The 17720-nt window shown below is 57.0% G+C and carries 14 protein-coding genes; all 14 read left to right on the top strand.

All coding sequences use genetic code 11. The features are described from left to right. The first annotated feature begins 2 nt into the window (after nucleotides 1-2). The 14 genes from traQ (at nucleotide 3) to repA (ending at nucleotide 17698) form a co-directional block, all read left to right on the top strand. Complete coding sequence (gene traQ / locus BMW97_RS22595; protein ID WP_011901838.1) at nucleotides 3-251, top strand: type-F conjugative transfer system pilin chaperone TraQ; 249 nt, start codon at nucleotides 3-5, stop codon at nucleotides 249-251. Beyond that, nucleotides 241-795: a type-F conjugative transfer system pilin assembly thiol-disulfide isomerase TrbB gene (gene trbB / locus BMW97_RS22590; RefSeq protein WP_090393181.1), complete on the top strand. Its 555-nt coding sequence runs from the start codon at nucleotides 241-243 to the stop codon at nucleotides 793-795. Before traQ ends, trbB begins: the two co-directional genes overlap by 11 nt. Further along, nucleotides 788-1216 (top strand): conjugal transfer protein TrbF, encoded by a 429-nt coding sequence (locus BMW97_RS22585; protein WP_090393178.1) that lies wholly within the window; start codon nucleotides 788-790, stop codon nucleotides 1214-1216. Before trbB ends, BMW97_RS22585 begins: the two co-directional genes overlap by 8 nt. Then, complete coding sequence (gene traH / locus BMW97_RS22580) at nucleotides 1203-2573, top strand: conjugal transfer pilus assembly protein TraH (protein WP_090393177.1); 1371 nt, start codon at nucleotides 1203-1205, stop codon at nucleotides 2571-2573. Before BMW97_RS22585 ends, traH begins: the two co-directional genes overlap by 14 nt. Beyond that, the gene (gene traG / locus BMW97_RS22575) at nucleotides 2573-5395 is read left to right on the top strand and encodes a conjugal transfer mating-pair stabilization protein TraG (RefSeq protein WP_090393174.1); all 2823 of its coding nucleotides are present in this window, start codon (nucleotides 2573-2575) and stop codon (nucleotides 5393-5395) included. Before traH ends, traG begins: the two co-directional genes overlap by 1 nt. A gap of 13 nt (nucleotides 5396-5408) precedes the next feature. After that, the gene (locus BMW97_RS22570) at nucleotides 5409-5885 is read left to right on the top strand and encodes a hypothetical protein (protein ID WP_090393172.1); all 477 of its coding nucleotides are present in this window, start codon (nucleotides 5409-5411) and stop codon (nucleotides 5883-5885) included. A 36-nt stretch (nucleotides 5886-5921) separates the two neighbouring features. Continuing rightward, nucleotides 5922-6722 (top strand): hypothetical protein, encoded by an 801-nt coding sequence (locus BMW97_RS22565; protein ID WP_254783066.1) that lies wholly within the window; start codon nucleotides 5922-5924, stop codon nucleotides 6720-6722. Between the two features lie 118 nt (nucleotides 6723-6840). Beyond that, entirely contained in the window at nucleotides 6841-9063 is a 2223-nt protein-coding gene (traD, locus tag BMW97_RS22560; RefSeq protein ID WP_090393170.1) for a type IV conjugative transfer system coupling protein TraD, read from the top strand. Next, nucleotides 9063-14303 carry a conjugative transfer relaxase/helicase TraI gene (gene traI / locus BMW97_RS22555; RefSeq protein ID WP_090393168.1) on the top strand — a complete coding sequence of 1747 codons (5241 nt, stop codon included), beginning with the start codon at nucleotides 9063-9065 and terminating at the stop codon, nucleotides 14301-14303. The genes traD and traI overlap by 1 nt, the downstream gene beginning before the upstream one ends. A gap of 1 nt (nucleotide 14304) precedes the next feature. Continuing rightward, a complete protein-coding gene (gene traX / locus BMW97_RS22550; RefSeq protein WP_090393167.1) occupies nucleotides 14305-15042 on the top strand; it encodes a type-F conjugative transfer system pilin acetylase TraX in 738 nt (245 codons plus the stop codon). Nucleotides 15043-15108: 66 nt separating this feature from the next. Further along, entirely contained in the window at nucleotides 15109-15789 is a 681-nt protein-coding gene (gene finO / locus BMW97_RS22545) for a fertility inhibition protein FinO (RefSeq protein WP_254783065.1), read from the top strand. 33 nt (nucleotides 15790-15822) lie between these two features. Beyond that, entirely contained in the window at nucleotides 15823-16614 is a 792-nt protein-coding gene (locus BMW97_RS22540; RefSeq protein ID WP_090393165.1) for a DsbA family protein, read from the top strand. 147 nt (nucleotides 16615-16761) lie between these two features. Further along, on the top strand, nucleotides 16762-17307 hold the full coding sequence (locus BMW97_RS22535) for a phospholipase D family nuclease (protein ID WP_090393163.1): 546 nt from the start codon (nucleotides 16762-16764) through the stop codon (nucleotides 17305-17307). A 151-nt stretch (nucleotides 17308-17458) separates the two neighbouring features. Further along, nucleotides 17459-17698, top strand: a complete 240-nt coding sequence (gene repA, locus BMW97_RS22530; RefSeq protein ID WP_048960020.1) for a replication regulatory protein RepA — start codon at nucleotides 17459-17461, stop codon at nucleotides 17696-17698. Nucleotides 17699-17720: the final 22 nt, after the last annotated feature.

The following is a 17720-nucleotide window of genomic DNA, read 5'->3' as shown; positions in this document are numbered from 1 at the left end:
GCATGCGCAAATTCCGTTTTCGCCTGCCTGAGTTCGACGTGCCCGGATTATGGGTGCTGAGCCTCGGGATATGGTTTCACATTGTTTCCCGCCTGGTCCGGCGCGAGCCGGAGATGGCCATTCTTCTGGCGCAGATAATCGGCGTATCGATGGTGCTCTGGGGGGGCTACCGCATTATCAACCGCTGGATTGATGCTGCCCGTGAGGCCGAAAAGGCCCGTGATGCCGGAGGATGCCGACATGAACCTTAGACATACAGTGTTTACCGTGGCGCTCATGACCCTCAGTCTGGCCACACAGGCTTCCACAATGGACGAGATCAAATCGTTATGGCATCCACAGGGGGCGCGAGAGTCGGGATCTCTGCCAACATCCCCGGAAGACCCTGAAGCTAAGCCACTTCCGGCGAAGCAGCCGGTCTGGTACCGCCTCAGCAACGGGCGCCAGGTCAATCTGGCCGACTGGAAGGTCGTGCTGTTTATGCAGGGACACTGCCCGTACTGCCACCAGTTTGATCCGGTCCTGAAGTCGCTGTCGGCACGGGTGGGGTTTGGGGTGATGGCCTACACCATCGACGGTCAGGGGGATGCGTCCTTTCCCGATGCGCTGCCCGCGCCGCCGGAGGTGATGAAAACCTTTTTCCCTAACCTGCCCGTGGCCACGCCAACCACCTTTCTCGTCAACGTAAACACCCTTGAAGCCCTGCCCCTGCTGCAGGGCGCGACCGACGAACAGGGCTTTATGGCCCGCATGGATACGGTCCTTCAGATGCGCGGAGTGGGTAACAATGGCTGATCAGAACAATGCAAAGGAACACGACATGATGACTTCCGGGATGCTTCAGAGAGCTACGACGCCAGAGTTAATCACGCTCAGGGCACGGAAAGATGACGCACGGTTCGGCGTTTATGTTGAGTGGGCGGGCATATTGCTCATTGCTGGCGTGCTGTCGCGCGTCTTTATGACATACGTTTTCCATGCCTGCGTCGGCGACTGGATCAAGAGCGGTCACCTGCAGCTGAAAGATTTGTGGAACGTATTGATGTACGCCATTCCACTGATCTTTATCGCGCTGAGCGGCGGGCTTGCCGTTGCAGGTGGCGTTTATGCAGTCCTGAACTTGCTTTATACGAAAGGGCAAATGTTCATACTAAAACGAAAAACGGGAAAACTCGCCCCGCAGGCGAGCCGGGAGGGTGCCGATGTTCGTCCGTAAACCTCTCTCCATGCTGTGTGGCATCCTTATTACGTGTTCAGCGAGCGTGAGTGCCGACGTGAACAGTGATATGAACACCTTCTTTAATAAGCTGGGCTTTGCGTCCAACACCAGCCAGCCACAGGTCTGGCAGGGGCAGGCCGCGGGCTACGCCACGGGCGGCTCACTCTACGCGCGCACGCAGGTGAAAACCGTCCAGCTTATCTCCATGACGCTGCCCGACATAAACGCCGGCTGCGGCGGCATCGATGCCTATCTGGGCTCCTTCAGCTTTATTAACAGCGATCAGCTGCAGCGTTTCGCCAAGCAGATTATGTCCAACGCGGCGGGCTACTTCTTCGATCTGGCGCTGCAGACCACCGTACCGGAAATCAAGACCGCAAAGGACTTCCTGCAGAAGATGGCCAGCGACATTAACAGCATGAACCTCAGCTCCTGTCAGGCGGCGCAGGGGATTGTCGGCGGTCTGTTTCCGCGCACTCAGGTCTCCCAGCAGAAGGTCTGCCAGGACATTGCCGGTGAGAGCAACATGTTTGCGGACTGGGCGGCATCCCGCCAGGGCTGCACGGTGGGGGGAAGCATGGATAAGGTCCGTGATAAGGCCAGTGATAAGGATAAAGAGCGCATAACGAAGAATATCAATGTCATCTGGAACGCGCTCGGAAAGAACCGCATGTTTGACGGGAATAAAGAGCTTAAGGAGTTCATCATGACCCTGACCGGAACAATGGTCTTTGATGAGAAGGGTAATATAACCCCGCTTCCGGCAAGAACGACCGATCGCGACCTTATTCGGGCCATGATGGAGGGGGGGACTGCACGGGTGTATCACTGTAATGACAGCGATAAATGTCTGAAGGTGGTTGCCGATGCTAATGTCACGATCAGCCAGAAAAATGCACTGAAAAATCAGATAAAAGACATCCTTTCCAGCATTCAGAATAAAGCCGTTGCCGATCTTAAGTTAACCGAGAAAGAGAAGGGATTTATCACAAGTACTACCATCCCGGTCTTCAAGTACCTGGTTGATCCCCAGATGCTGGGGGTTTCTAACAGCCTCGTTTATCAGCTAACCGATTACATCGGCTACGACATTCTGCTCCAGTACATCCAGGAGCTGGTCCAGCAGGCCCGTGCAATGGTGGCAACGGGAAACTATGACCAGGCGGTTATCGACAGCATCAATAATAACCTTAACGAAGCCACGCGGCAGATAGCCTCCTTCCAGGCACAGGTGCAGGTACAGCAGGATGCGCTTCTGGTTGTTGACCGCCAGATGAGCTACATGCGCCAGCAGGTCTCGGCACGCATGCTGCAGCGCTACCAGAACAACTATCATTTCGGGGGGGCGCGCTGATGCAGGAAATCTATGTCATCGCGGGCGGCGACTGGCTGACGCAGACGCTGAATGCCATCGTCACGTTCATGTCGACGGAGAACTGGGTTGTTATTCGGCGTATTGCGACGGCTTTCTCTGTGCTGGTTGTGGCCATTTCGTGGATACGACGGCACAACATCATGGATATGCTGGGCTGGGCAGGCGTTATCGTGTTGATGTCGCTGCTGGTCAGTGTTCGCACCTCCGTACAAATAATCGATATCAGTAATCAGACAAAGGTCTATAAAGTCGATAACGTGCCCGTCGGGCTGGCACTGCCTGCATCGCTGACCACCAAAATCGGATATGCCCTTGTTCAGGGGTATGAAATGGTCTTTTCACAGCCCGACAGCATCACCTACAGCAAAACCGGCATGATATTTGGGGCGAATCTGGTTTCACGCAGTACGGACTTTTTATCACAGAACCCAGAGATAACGACGATATTCACGGACTATGTGCAGAACTGCGTGATGGGCGATATTTTCCTGAATGGAAAATATACCATGGAAGAGCTGATGAACAGCGCAGACCCGTATACGCTGATTTTCTCAAAGCCGAGTCCGCTGAGAGGGATATTCAACAACAATAATCAGTTTTTAACCTGTGAAGAAGCCGCTGCGGTAATTAAGCCAAAGCTTGCCCTGGATACTCAGACCGGAGGAAAAACATGGAGTTACTACGTGCGTCAGCTTTTTGGCGGACGTCCGAATCCTGACATTTTGTTCAGCCAAATGATCGGGGATAGCTATAACTATTTCTATGGTGCCGGTCAGAGCGCTGCGTCGATTGTCCGTCAGAATGTGACGATGAACGCGCTGCGAAACGGCATCATGAGCTATGCCGCCCGCAACGGTGATACCTCAAGCCTGCTGAATATCGCCACTACGTCATCGATGGAGAAGCAGCGGCTGGCGCATGCGACGGTCGGCCAGGTGGCTTTACGCTCACTTCCTATGTCTCAGACGTTGATTGTCGGTCTGACTATCGGAATATTCCCCCTGATGGTGCTGGGCGGGATGTTTAACGCCGTCACCCTTAACGTGCTGAAGGGGTACGTGCTGGCTATCATGTGGGTGCAGAGCTGGCCGCTGCTTTACGCCATCCTCAACAGCTGCATGACCTTCTATGCGAAGGCCAACGGTTCACCAGTGGTTCTCTCGGAGTTGTCACAGGTGCAGATAAAATACTCAGACCTCGCTACCACGGCAGGCTATCTGTCCATGCTAATCCCACCGCTTGCATGGGGAATGCTGAAGGGACTGGGAGCGGGGTTCTCAAATCTCTACAGCCATCTGGCCTCTTCCGCTATCAGCCCTGCAGCCACTGCTGCCTCTGGTGCTGTTGATGGTAACTATTCTTATGCCAATATGCAGACAGAAAATGTGAGTGGTTTTAACTGGAACACTAACAGCTCAACGATGTTTGGTCAGATGAGTCAGCAACTGGCTAATGGGGCAACCTCAACACAGATGCGTGATGGTAGTACGGTGACTGATTCCACACAGGCTGCTAGCAAAACACCGCTAAATATTAACTTTTCACGTCAGATCGCGTCCGCTCAACAAGCAATGGCACGTGAAGCGCAGGCTCAATCGGAAAGTGCGTTGCATGGTTATAGTAGTAGCTTAAGCAGTGCATGGAATACGCTCAGCCAGTTTGGCTCAAACCGTGGTAGCAGTGATTCTATGACTAATGGTGCGGACAGTACCATGAGTGCTCAGGATTCTATGATGGCCAGCCGGATGCGTAGCGCGGTGGAAAGCTATGCGAAGGGACACAACATTAGTAACGAGCAAGCGACTCAAGAATTGGCTTCTCGTAGTACTCGCGCTTCCACTGGCCTTTATGGTGACGTTTACGCAAATGGAGGCATTGGTATCAAGGCGTTCGGAACCGGTGGCGGTATCAACTTTAAAGCTGGTGCGAGGGTCGGTGTTGATGGTGAAGATCTTGATTCGCATCAGGCATCCAGTAGCTCCCGATCCAGCCAAGATGCTCGTCACGATGTGGATGCCAGAGCTACCAAAGACTTCAAAGAGGCAAGTGATTATTTCACCAGCCGTAAACTCAATGAGTCTGGAAGCCACACTGATAATAATGCAACTTCCCGTGCTGACCAACTTTCCATAGCTCTGAATTCTGCAAAACAAAGTTACGACCAGTATATAACCAGTCAAGCTCGTAGCCATGAGTATGCAGAAATGGCGTCACGAACAGAAACTATGAGTGGTCAAGTTAATGAAGATCTTAACCAGCAGTTTGCACAATATGTACGCAAAAACTCCCCGCAGGATGCTGATATGATACTTACCAACACTAGTTCACCCGAAGTAGCTGCGCAGCGGCGAGAAATGGCTTGGTCATTTGTTAAGGAGCAGGTACAACCAGAGGTTGATAATGCCTATTCTGAGGCAAAAAGTACGTTGGGTCAGGGGATGACAAATATTTCTGCTGGCGGTGGTAGGCTGGATGTAATGTCGGACTTTGCGACACATAAAGCAACTGTTGAGAAAGCGACCAGCGAGTCGGGTATAAAAGACAATGTTAAGGGAAATGTTGATGGAATGCTGGATCAAACTCGTAATAGTATTTCAGGGAAACAGAGTGATATTCAGAATGCATCCACAGTAATTAATAATCAATATTCTGTACTGGAAAGTAATCACAGGTCTCAAAATAAAAAACAGGATAATATGTATAATAATGAGAAGTCTGCTCAAAAATCAATTCCAGGAGCGGACAGCCCAGAAGAACTTCTGGCAAAAGCAAGAGAGTTGGAGAATAATCAGAAGAAATAAATAGGGGGTGGAAATGAAAGAAGTTATGCGTGTCCTGTGGGTGGTGTCTGTCCAATACATTGCATGCTGGTTTTCAGGCTGGGATGCTGCCTCTACGTTCTTTATGCTGGTCGTATTGTTTTTGTGGCAGATAATCTTTACTTACATCAATCATCATCTTTCCAGAAGGAAAGAAGGTGATAGTAGGGATGTTTCATCTTTGATATATCTATTGTGCTCTTTTCCTGCTCTGTTTTCACCGTTGATCTCAATGCTGATTTTTATCGGTCTTACGGTTTTTAGAGTATGTACAATTGGTGGCGTTATAGTAGGAGCTAAGTCACTGAAGGAACAGTTTACCTTTGATGGCGCATACATAGGCCAGTCCGATACTGATTGTTCTGAGCCTATGCGTTCAAATCCTGCCACTGGTTTACCGATGTGCGGAGTTGTTGACTCTTCTGGTAACGCTTATGGGAGTTCCATAAGAGTAGATAGTCATTACCATTAAAGAATTGACTCATTACCTGATTTTATGGAGGTTGTTATGGTTCAACAAAATGGAATGAAAGTAGCAACGTTGTTGGCTCTTTTTACCCTCTCAGGGTGTAGCAGTATCAGGGATGTTGAGTATATAGATCCGAAAGGATATTCGGATGTGGCAAGTTATTTAAGTGAAACTTTTGAAAAATCGAATTGTATAGGCACAACTTTCTCGTCTCAAGGGCGGAAATTCATAAATTCAGATGGCTTAAACTATCAATTGGGCGGGAAAAACCTAAGTTGCTATGTAGCCTCAATTGAAGAGTCGATAGATAGATATTGTGTTGCTAAACAAGGGGAAATGGTACAGGGAGGAACATGGTGTGTAGTGAATAAAATGCCATTGTTTCATGTGAATTATAGCCCTGATACCTCGTTAACTAAAATAGGGCTTGGATCTAGGGTTTTCTCTACAGTAGAGCCACCTAGTTCTCAGGCGAAACAGCAATGGTTGAGTTCGGCGGAGAGACTTGGATATATTAGCGAGCGGGTTCAGCGACGGATTGATATGGATAAGGAAGTTGACTTGGCCAATGAGAATGCTGAAAAAAAGAGAAAAGCTATAGAGATGAATGCTGAAGTTGATGCCAGTGTTGGCGATTTGATATGTCGAGAGGATTACGAGGCGAAACCTTATCAATATCCAGGGGTTGCATACTACAAGGCATACGTGGAAAAAAAAGAGAAAAATAAACTACAGTTGCGGTTGGTTTGGCACGGTGGTGATGGGTTTGTAGTTAACGATATAACCAATGTGAATAACATAATCTGGTCAAGCCCTAAAGGGTGGCGTCATTGCAATTGAGTTTATAACACCTCTTTAATAATTAAGCCCGCATGTTCGGGCTGTTTCTTATACTTGCCATTCTGAATGTTCATCCTGAATACCGGGTCTACGTATTCTAAACCTCAATGAGGATAATATGAGTTTTAATGCTAAGGATATGACCCAGGGGGGTCAGATCGCGAGCATGCGCATCCGTATGTTCAGTCAAATTGCCAATATTATCGTTTACTGTCTCGTTATTCTCTTCGGCGTAATTGTTGCTCTGACCCTGTCTATTAAACTGACCTGGCAGACGTTTGTTAATGGCATGGTTTATTACTGGTGTCAAACGCTGGCCCCCATGCGCGATATTTTCAAATCCCAGCCTGTCTATACCATCCGTTATTACGGTCATGAGCTGAAGTACAACGCGCAGCAAATACTGCAGGACAAATATATCCAGTGGTGCGCAGACCAGGTCTGGACGGCCTTTATTCTTGCCGCCATCATCGCGGCCGTGGTGTGCGTTATTACCTTCTTTGTCACCACCTGGATTCTGGGCCATCAGGGTAAACAGCAGAGTGAGGACGAGATAACGGGGGGGCGCCAGCTGACTGACGACCCGAAAGCGGTGGCGAAAATGCTCAGGCGCGACGGTCTCGCATCCGACATCAAAATCGGTGAGCTGCCGCTTATTAAGGACTCGGAGATCCAGAACTTCTGTCTGCACGGCACCGTCGGGGCCGGTAAATCAGAAGTTATCCGCCGTCTGATGAACTACGCCCGCCAGCGTGGCGATATGGTCATCGTGTATGACCGCTCCTGTGAGTTCGTTAAAAGCTATTATGATCCGGCCACGGATAAAATCCTAAACCCGCTGGATGCGCGCTGCGCCGCATGGGACCTGTGGCGGGAGTGCCTGACGCAGCCTGACTTCGACAACGTTTCCAACACGCTGATTCCGATGGGCACGAAGGAAGACCCCTTCTGGCAGGGGTCGGGGCGTACCATCTTTGCTGAAGCCGCTTATCTGATGCGCAACGACAAAGACCGCAGCTACAGCAAGCTGGTCGACACGCTGCTTTCCATCAAGATTGAGAAGCTGCGCTCGTACCTGAAAAACTCCCCGGCGGCGAACCTGGTGGAAGAGAAAATCGAGAAAACGGCCATCTCCATCCGCGCCGTGCTAACCAACTACGTCAAGGCCATCCGCTACCTGCAGGGCATCGAAAATAACGGCGAGTCGTTCACCATACGCGACTGGATGCGCGGCGTGCGTGAAGATGGTAAAAACGGCTGGCTGTTCATCTCTTCCAATGCCGACACCCACGCTTCCCTCAAGCCGGTTATCTCCATGTGGCTGTCCATCGCCATTCGCGGGCTGCTGGCGATGGGGGAAAACCGTAACCGCCGCGTGTGGATCTTCGCCGACGAGCTGCCGACCCTGCACAAGCTGCCGGACCTGGTTGAGATCCTGCCGGAGGCGCGTAAGTTCGGTGGCTGCTACGTCATTGGCATCCAGTCCTACGCCCAGCTGGAAGATATTTACGGGCAGAAACCGGCGGAAACGCTGTTCGACGTGCTGAACACCCGTGCCTTTTTCCGCTCGCCGTCGCGCAATATCGCCGAGTTCGCCGCCGGTGAAATCGGTGAAAAAGAAATCCTCAAGGCATCCGAGCAGTATTCCTACGGCGTGGACCCGGTACGCGACGGTACCTCAGTCGGGAAGGACATGGAGCGCGTCACCCTGGTGAGCTACTCCGATGTTCAGACGCTGCCGGATCTCTCCTGTTACGTCACGCTTCCCGGCCCCTATCCTGCCGTGAAGATGGCGCTGAAGTATCAGCAGCGTCCGAAGGTGGCGCCGGAATTTATTCCACGCACCATCGACGGTAAAGCGGAAGAACGCCTGAATGCCGCGCTGGCTGCACGTGAACATGAATCCCGCAGCATCGCCATGCTCTTTGAACCGGATGCAGACGTTATCGCCCCAGAGGGCAGTGCGAAGAATGCTGGACAGCCACAGCAGCCACAGCAGCCACAGCAGCCACAGCAGCCACAGCAGCCACAGCAGCCACAGCAGCCACAGCAGCTGGCGCCAGCGCTCCGCGCTGCAGACACCGCATCCGCTTCGGCATCCGCAGCGGGTGCCGCAGGCACAGGCGGCGTGGAGCCTGAGCTGAAGACAAAGGCTGAGGAGGCTGAGCAGCTGCCGCCCGGCATCAGTGAAAGCGGTGAGGTGGTGGATATGGCGGCATGGGAGGCGTGGCAGGCGGAGCAGGACGAACAGTCTCCTCAGGAGAGGCAGCGCCGTGAAGAGGTGAACATCAACGTTCACCGTGCGCCAGAAAAGGATCTTGAACCGGGAGGATATATCTGATGATGAGCATCGGATCGGTCAAATCCGCCGGCAGCGCGGGCAATTATTACACCGACAAGGACAACTACTACGTTATTGGCAGTATGGGCGAGCGCTGGGCCGGAAAAGGGGCTGAAGCGCTGGGACTGAGCGGCGGGGTGGACCAGAAGGTCTTTACGAAGGTTCTCGAGGGGCGCCTGCCGGACGGCAGCGACCTCAGCCGGACCCAGGACGGGGCGAACAAACACCGTCCGGGCTACGACTTCACCTTCTCTGCGCCCAAAAGTGTCTCCGTGATGGCCATGCTCGGTGGCGACAAGCGCCTTATCGAGGCCCACAACCGCGCGGTGGAGACCGCCATTAAGCAGATAGAGGCGATGGCCTCCACGCGGGTTATGACGGAGGGCAGGAGCGAGACGCAGCTGACCGGCAACCTGGTGATGGCGCTGTTTAACCACGATACCAGCCGCGACCAGGAGCCGCAGCTGCACACCCACGCCGTGGTGGCCAATGCCACTCAGCATGGCGATGAGTGGCGCACGCTCAGCAGCGACAAAGTGGGTAAAACCGGGTTTATTGAGAATATCTACGCGAACCAGATTGCCTTTGGCCGCCTGTACCGTGCCGCGCTGAAGGATGACGTCGCGGCGATGGGCTATGAGACTGAGACGGTCGGCAAACACGGCATGTGGGAGCTGAAGGGCGTACCGACGGAGCCGTATTCCAGCCGCAGCAGGACCATCAGCGAGGCGGTCGGGGATGACGCGTCCCTGAAGTCCCGCGACGTGGCGGCGCTCGATACCCGCCAGTCGAAGCAGAAGGTTGACCCCGAACAGCGCATGGCCGAGTGGATGCAGACCCTGAAAGCGACGGGATTCGACATCCAGGCCTACCGCGAGGCGGCGGACCAGCGGGTTATGCAGGGTAATATTCCCGTCACGACGCCTGAAGCCATTGATATTAACAGCAGCGTCGGACAGTCCATTGCGATGCTGAGTGACCGGCGGGCGCGGTTCACGTATTCCGAACTGCTGGCCACCACCCTCGGGCAGCTGCCCGCGCGGTCGGGCATGGTGGAGATGGCGCGTGACGGCATTGATGCGGCGATAAAAAATGAGCAGCTCATCCCGCTGGATAAAGAGAAGGGGCTGTTTACCTCGAACATCCACGTGCTGGATGAGCTGTCGGTGTCGGCGATGACCCGCGATTTACAGCGGACGGGGCAGGCCGACATTTTTCCGGATAAAAGCGTGCCCCGCAGCCGGTCATACAGCGATGCCGTCAGCGTTCTGGCTCAGGACCGTCCGCCGGTGGCCATCATTTCGGGTCAGGGCGGGGCGGCCGGCCAGCGTGAGCGGGTGGCGGAACTGACGATGATGGCGCGCGAACAGGGGCGTGACGTGCAGATTATCGCCGCCGACAGGCGCTCACGCAGCGCCCTGATGCAGGATGAACGACTCAGCGGCGAGCATATCACCGACAGGCGGGGGCTGACGGAGGGGATGACCTTTACGCCCGGCAGCACGCTGATTGTTGATCAGGGGGAGAAGCTGACCCTGAAAGAAACGCTCACGCTGCTCGACGGTGCGCTGCGCCATAACGTCCAGCTGCTGATTGCCGACAGCGGCCAGCGCACCGGAACCGGCAGCGCCCTGACCGTCATGAAGGAGGCGGGGGTGAGCACGTTCGCGTGGCAGGGCGGTGAGAAGACGCGGGTCTCGGTTATCAGCGAGCCTGACCGGCGGCAGCGGTATGACCGCCTGGCCGCTGACTTTGCCCGAAGCGTCCGCGCAGGCGAGCACAGCGTGGCGCAGGTCTCCGGTCCGCGCGAGCAGGCGGTGCTCGCAGGTGCTGTCCGCGAGGCGCTGAAGGCGGAAAAGGTGCTGGGCGAGCGGGAGGTCAGCATCACCACGCTGGAGCCGGTCTGGCTCGACAGCCGCCATCAGCAGGTGCGCGACCACTACCGGGAGGGCATGGTCATGGAGCGCTGGAATGCAGAGGAGCGCAGCCGGGAGCGCTTTGTCATTGACCGCGTGACGGGCCGCAACAACAGCCTGACGCTGCGCAACGCGCAGGGGGAGACGCGGGTGACCCGCCTGTCTGAACTCAACAGCAGCTGGTCCCTCTACCGCACCGGCACGCTGCAGGTGGCCGAAGGCGACCGTCTGGCGGTGCTGGGTCAGGCGCAGGGGACTCGGCTGAAGGGGGGCGATACGGTGACCGTTAAGGCCCTCGGGGAGGCTGGGCTCGTCGTCAGCCTGCCCGGGCGTAAGGCTGACGTGGTCCTGCCTGCCGGCGACAGTCCGTTTACCGCCGCGAAGGTGGGTCAGGGCTGGGTGGAGTCGCCGGGCCGCTCGGTGAGCGACAGCGCCACGGTCTTTGCCTCGCTGTCGCAGCGCGAGCTGGATAACACCACGCTGAACAAACTGGCGCTCAGCGGCCGGGCGGTGCAGCTCTATTCCGCGCAGACGGCGCAGAAAACGACGGAGAAGCTGTCGCGTCAGTCTGCCTGGAGCGTCGTGTCTGAACAGATTAAGGATGCGGCGGGGCATGACAGGCTCGATGATGCTCTGGCGCACCAGAAAGCCGGGCTGCACACGCCGGAGCAGCAGGCTATCCATCTGGCCATTCCGGTGCTGGAGGGTAACGGCCTGGCGTTCACGAAGCCGCAGCTGATGGCCGCCGCGAAAGAGTTTGAGCAGGACAGCCTCAGCCTGCAGGCCATCGAAAAGGAGGCGGACCGGCAGATACGCAGCGGCGCCCTGCTGTCGGTGCCTGTATCGCCGGGAAACGGCCTGCAGCTGCTGGTCTCACGCCAGTCGTACAATGCTGAGAAAAGTATCCTCCGCCACGTTCTGGAGGGAAAGGAGGCCGTCACCCCGCTGATGGATAAGGTTCCGGACGCGCAGCTGGCGGGGCTGACCGACGGGCAGCGGAACGCCACGCGCATGATACTGGAATCCCCCGACCGCTTTACCCTGGTGCAGGGTTACGCCGGGGTGGGTAAGACCACCCAGTTTAAGGCGGTCATGTCGGCCATCGGCACGCTGCCGGAACGGGAGCAGCCGCGCGTTATCGGCGTGGCCCCCACCCACAGGGCTGTGAGCGAGATGCGCGATGCGGGCGTGCCCGAAACGCAGACGCTGGCGGCCTTTATTCACGACACGCAGCAGCAGCTGCGCGGCGGCGAGCGGCCGGACTTCAGCAACGTGCTGTTTCTCGTGGATGAAAGCTCAATGGTCGGTAACGCCGACATGGCGAAGGCGTACAGCCTGATTGCCGGGGGCGGGGGGCGCGCGGTCTCCAGCGGGGATACCGACCAGCTGCAGTCTATTGCCCCGGGCCAGCCCTTCCGCCTGCTGCAGAAGCGCAGCGCCATTGACGTGGCGGTAATGCAGGAGATTGTCCGCCAGACGCCGGAACTAAAACCTGCCGTCTACAGCCTGATTAACCGCGATATCGGCAGCGCCCTGACGACCATTGAGCGCGTGGCGCCGGCACAGGTGCCGCGCAGGGCGGATGCCTGGCGGCCGGACAGCTCCGTCATGGAGTTCAGCCGCGAGCGGGAGGAGGCCATCGCGAAAGCCGTGGCGGCCGGCGACCTGATGCCCGGCGGGCAGCCCGCGACGCTGCTGGAGGCCATCGTGAAGGACTATATGGGGCGCACGCCAGAGGCTCAGTCGCAGACCATCGTTATCACCGCCCTGAACGCCGACCGCCGCCAGGTGAACGCCATGATTCATGACGCCCGTCAGGATGCCGGCGAGGTGGGTGAAAAAGAGGTCACGCTGCCGGTCCTTACGCCTGCCAATATCCGCGACGGAGAGCTGCGGCGCATGGCAACGTGGGAGGCATCCCGTGACAGCCGGGTCCTGCTGGACAGTACTTATTACAGGATTGAGTCGCTGGACGGGGACGCGCACATGGTGACGCTGAAGGATGCGCAGGGCAACACCCGCAGCCTGTCGCCCGCGCAGGCTGCGACAGAGGGCGTCACGCTCTACCGTCAGGACACCATCACCGTGTCGGAAGGCGACCGGATGCGCTTTTCGAAAAGCGACAACGAGCGGGGCTTCGTGGCCAACAGCGTCTGGACGGTCAGTGAGATAAAAGGTGACAGCGTCACGCTGTCGGACGGGAAACAGACCCGTACGCTCACGCCGTCAGCGGAGCAGGCAGAGCAGCACATCGACCTGGCCTATGCCGTGACCGTTGAAGGCTCACAGGGGGCGAGCGAACCCTTCTCCATCTCCCTGCAGGGCGCGGATGGCGGACGTAAGCGGATGGTGAGCTTCGAATCGGCCTACGTGGCGCTGAGCCGCATGAAGCAGCACGCGCAGGTTTATACCGACAACCGGGATAAGTGGGTGGCCGCGATGGAAAAATCGCAGGCGAAAAGTACGGCGCATGACATTCTCGAACCGCGCGGCGACCGCGCAGTCGCGAATGCCGCCCGCCTGACGGCGACGGCAAAAGCGCTGGGTGAGGTGCCGGCCGGCCGCGCCGCCCTGCGCCAGGCCGGGCTGCAGCCCGAGGGCTCGATGGCGAAATTTATCTCGCCGGGGCGTAAATATCCGCAGCCGCACGTGGCGCTGCCCGCTTTTGATCGCAACGGCAGGCAGGCGGGCGTCTGGCTGAGCCCCCTGACCTCCGGAGACGGGCAGCTGAAGGGGCTCGGCGGCGAAGGTCGCGTGATGGGCAGCGGGGACGCAGCGTTTGCGGGCCTGCAGGTCAGCCGTAACGGCGAGTCGCTGCTGGCGCGGGATATGGAAGAGGGCGTGCGGCTGGCGCGGGAGAATCCGCAGAGCGGCGTGGTGGTGCGGCTCGAGGGTGAGGCGCGACCGTGGAATCCCGGCACCATTACCGGCGGACGCATCTGGGCCGACAGCCTGCCCGACGGCACCGGTACGCAGCCCGCAGAAACGGTTCCGCCGGAGTTGCTGGCGCAGCAGGCGCAGGAAGCACAGCAGCAGAAAGAGTTTGAAAAGCGGGCTGAAGAGGCGGTCCGCGATATGGCCCGCAGCGGCGACCGGCCGTCCGGGGGCGCTGACGTCGCCGTCCAGGATGTGGTGCGGGATATGGAGCGGGTGAAAGAAACGCCGGTATCTCCCCTCACGCTGCCGGACGCGCCGGAAGAACGCCGCCGTGATGAGGCTGTGTCTCAGGTGGTGCGCGAGAACGTGCAGCGGGACCGCCTGCAGCAGATGGAGCGCGAAACGGTGCGCGACCTTGAACGTGAAAAGACCCTGGGAGGCGACTGATATGCGCGCTGAAAACCATCCGCTGTTCCCCCTTGTGGTAGTGGCCGACTGCTGGCTGCAGCGTCTGCTTGTGTGGACGCCGGGCCAGACCGACCTTATCAAAACCGTGGCGCTGCTCCTGATGGTTGCCGACCACATCAGCATGCTGTGCGGACTGGATAATGACTGGCTGCGTCTTGCCGGTCGGGGAGCGTTTCCGCTCTTTGGCCTGGTCTGGGCCATGAACCTCGCCCGCCATCCGCAGATTCAGCAGCGCGCCCTGAACCGGCTCTGGATATGGGCCGGGGTGGCGCAGGGCGGCTGGATACTGGCCGGGCTGCGCCCGGACCTGGGCAATATCCTGTTTGCCTTTGCGGTCAGCGGACAGGCGCTGGCGCTGATGCAGCAGCACGGGCCGCGCGCGTGGCCGCTGTCCCTGATGCTGGTTCTGGCCTGGCTGCCGTTTTCGGCGGGAAGTTACGGTCTGGCGGGAGTAGTCATGCTGATGCTGGCCTGCGGCGTCTGTATGACGGGCCGTCGCACCACGCGCACGGGGCTGGCGCTGTGTCTGGCGCTGGCCGTACTCGCGCTGAATGCCGCGGACAGCGCTGCCTTTGCCATCGCGGGTCTGGTAATACCCGGCATAACCCTGACGGTACTGAGCCGGACCTGTTGCCGCGTGCCGCGTTTCTGGCCACGCGAATTTTTCCCGCTGTTCTACGCGGTGCACCTGGCCGTCATCGGACTGATGGTGATGTGATATCTGCCGTGTCAGAATAAGGTCACTCAGGGGAGTACACGTGAAACAGATTTATCCGGAGGCAGGATGAAAGAGCAGGGGCGCCCCACGCTGACGCTGCGCCGCAAAGCGGAGCCAGAAGGTCAGCGTGCCGTTAACAACAGTGAACCGGACGGTGCGGGGCCGGGCCGGGTCACGCGTAAAAAGACCGTGGTGGTGAACACGACGCCTGCCTGGAAGGTCAGGAAGCAGGCGGTGGATGAGAGCGCGAAAAAGGCGCAGGCGGATGAGAAGGCCGCCAGAAAGGCAGAGAAAGCCCGGCAGTGGGCTGAGCGACAGGCACAGGAGCGGGAGGCCATGCGGGCGGCCAGGTGCAAGCCTGCCCCGGAACCGGTGTACCGGAAGGTCATGCCGCTTGCGGACGCGCTCGCGCTCCTGGCGCGTTGCTGGCCGGCCCTCGTTGCGGACGGCCAGCCGCAGCTCCTGGCGGTCAATATCCGGGAGGCGATGGTCAGTGACATTCGCCAGCGCGGGCTGGATGTTTCCGTGAAGACGCTGAAGCGTTGCCTTGCTGCCGTCACCCGCTCGGATGCGTATCTGGGCGCCATGACGGTGGGCGCGTGGCGTAAAAACCTTGCCGGTGAACCGGTCGCACCGGTGAGTTCGGAGGAGGCGGCGTATGCCGTGGAGCGCAGGGCTCAGGAGCAGGCTAAACAACAGCGAAGGGCGACCAGGGAAGCATCCGCGCCCGCACACGATACGAACTGATAACAACAGAGAAGAGAAAAACACAGGATGAACATGAATAAGACCCTTTCAGTCATGCTTGCCGCAGGCCTTCTGGTCTCCGGCGTGGCGGGGGCGGCAGAGAAACCTGCCGTAGTCTTTACCCCGGAGCAGGAAGCCCGCATTGGTGAAATCGCGAAGGACTACCTGCTGGCCCATCCGGAGGTGCTGGTTGAGGTCAGCCAGAAACTGCAGGCCCAACAGCAGAAGAAGCAGCAGCAGGCGATGACGGCCGCCGTGATTCAGAATCAGGCTGCGCTGCTCAACGATAAAGGCACGCCGTCATATGGGCCGGCCGATGCAAAAGTAACGGTCGTCGAGTTTTTTGATTACCAGTGCATTTACTGTGCCCGCCTCGCGCCGGAGCTGGAGAAGGTGATAAAAGCCAGCCCGGACGTGCGCTTTGTGTTCAAGGAATTCCCGATATTTGGCCAGCGCTGGCCGGCATCGCTCAGTGCGGCGAAAACCGGACTGCAGGTCTGGAAGCAGAAGGGGGCCGACGCCTACCTTAACTATCACAATGCGATTTACGCCACCGGTCACAACGAGGGCAAACTGACCGATGGTGATATCAGCGCGGCCGCAAAAGCCGTGAAGTTCGATGCGAAGACAGCCCCTGACGTTCAGGGAACCCTGGATGGCATAAACACGCTCGCGCAGCAGCTGGGCTTCAGCGGTACGCCAGCCCTGGTGGTTCTCCCGTCAACCGGCGCCAGCGCTGATAACGTGACCGTTATCCCGGGATACACCAGTGCGGAGGTACTGCAGCAGGCCATCCGTCATGCAGCCGGCGATACAAAAAAATAATCAGGCGTCCGCCACCTGATACCGCTAAAAGATACTGACGCCTTCGCCGTGCTCAGTTGTCCAACCCCGGAGAAGGGTAAAAGCAGGTTTTCCCCGTCTCCGGCGTTTCTGGTTAACACATCCGAACAGTATTTCTGAGGTTATTTAATGCGTAAGTTCACCTTTCGCCAGCTGGCCGTGTCCGGTCTGGTTTGCCTTTCGCTGAGCTGTATTCAGCCCGCAGTTGCTGCTCCCTCCGTTCAGGTCGGTTTTTCACCTGAAGGCAGCGCGTTGCAGCTGGTCCTTAAGACTATTGAGTCAGCACAGCACGACATTCGGCTGATGGGCTACTCATTTACGTCTCCGGAGGTGGTTAGTGCACTAGTCAGAGCAAAACACCGTGGTGTGGATGTGAAAATCGTGCTTGATGAGAAGGGAAACAGAAGCAAAACCAGCCAGGCAGCGATGAACGTAGTGGTGAATGCCGGTATTCCACTGCGTACCAACGACCACTACTCCATCATGCATGACAAAGTCATTATTGTTGATAATCATACAGTTGAAGCTGGTAGCTTTAACTACACTCGCTCTGCTGCATCGAGGAATAGCGAGAATGTGCTGGTTATTAATGAGGTGCCGGAAGTGGCACAAACCTACCTTCAGCACTGGCAGTCGCGCTGGGACGGGGGAACTGAGTGGCATTCTTCATACTAAGTCGCATCGTCATTTGATCCGCAATCTACATCTATCCTGGTGAACCATGCGCCAACATGGCTCACACTTACGCGTAAAGTTAAGTCGCTGATTTCAGATATCTGTAGTATTCTCTGCAAACGATCCAAGTTTGATCCTTGAGGAGGCAGAGATGTCACAAGCCGAAAATGCAGTTACTTCCTCATCGAATGGAAAACGAACGTACCGTAAAGGTCACCCGCTGAGCGCTTCAGAGCGGCAACAAAGTTTTGTTGCCCGTAAGCGTGAAACGCACAAAGAAATCAAGATCCTTGTGCCCAATGAGCTCAAGAGTAAATTTCAGGAAATGTGTGCTGAGAGTGGCCTCAGCCAAGCAGAACTGTTTAGTCGTTTAATTGATAAAGCCGAGTGAACTGGCGTTATGGGCTGACATT

Source organism: Enterobacter sp. NFIX58 (genome assembly GCF_900110475.1).
GTDB lineage: Bacteria > Pseudomonadota > Gammaproteobacteria > Enterobacterales > Enterobacteriaceae > Enterobacter > Enterobacter quasiroggenkampii.
Note: the sequence above shows the minus strand (reverse complement) of the source record. Positions and strands in the feature narration are given on the sequence as shown.

Coding starts and splice junctions, on each gene's coding strand:
- traQ (WP_011901838.1), top strand. CDS start 3: ATGCGCAAATTCCGTTTTCGCCTGCCTGAGTTCGACGTGCCCGGATTA.
- trbB (WP_090393181.1), top strand. CDS start 241: ATGAACCTTAGACATACAGTGTTTACCGTGGCGCTCATGACCCTCAGT.
- BMW97_RS22585 (WP_090393178.1), top strand. CDS start 788: ATGGCTGATCAGAACAATGCAAAGGAACACGACATGATGACTTCCGGG.
- traH (WP_090393177.1), top strand. CDS start 1,203: ATGTTCGTCCGTAAACCTCTCTCCATGCTGTGTGGCATCCTTATTACG.
- traG (WP_090393174.1), top strand. CDS start 2,573: ATGCAGGAAATCTATGTCATCGCGGGCGGCGACTGGCTGACGCAGACG.
- BMW97_RS22570 (WP_090393172.1), top strand. CDS start 5,409: ATGAAAGAAGTTATGCGTGTCCTGTGGGTGGTGTCTGTCCAATACATT.
- BMW97_RS22565 (WP_254783066.1), top strand. CDS start 5,922: ATGGTTCAACAAAATGGAATGAAAGTAGCAACGTTGTTGGCTCTTTTT.
- traD (WP_090393170.1), top strand. CDS start 6,841: ATGAGTTTTAATGCTAAGGATATGACCCAGGGGGGTCAGATCGCGAGC.
- traI (WP_090393168.1), top strand. CDS start 9,063: ATGATGAGCATCGGATCGGTCAAATCCGCCGGCAGCGCGGGCAATTAT.
- traX (WP_090393167.1), top strand. CDS start 14,305: ATGCGCGCTGAAAACCATCCGCTGTTCCCCCTTGTGGTAGTGGCCGAC.
- finO (WP_254783065.1), top strand. CDS start 15,109: ATGAAAGAGCAGGGGCGCCCCACGCTGACGCTGCGCCGCAAAGCGGAG.
- BMW97_RS22540 (WP_090393165.1), top strand. CDS start 15,823: ATGAATAAGACCCTTTCAGTCATGCTTGCCGCAGGCCTTCTGGTCTCC.
- BMW97_RS22535 (WP_090393163.1), top strand. CDS start 16,762: ATGCGTAAGTTCACCTTTCGCCAGCTGGCCGTGTCCGGTCTGGTTTGC.
- repA (WP_048960020.1), top strand. CDS start 17,459: ATGTCACAAGCCGAAAATGCAGTTACTTCCTCATCGAATGGAAAACGA.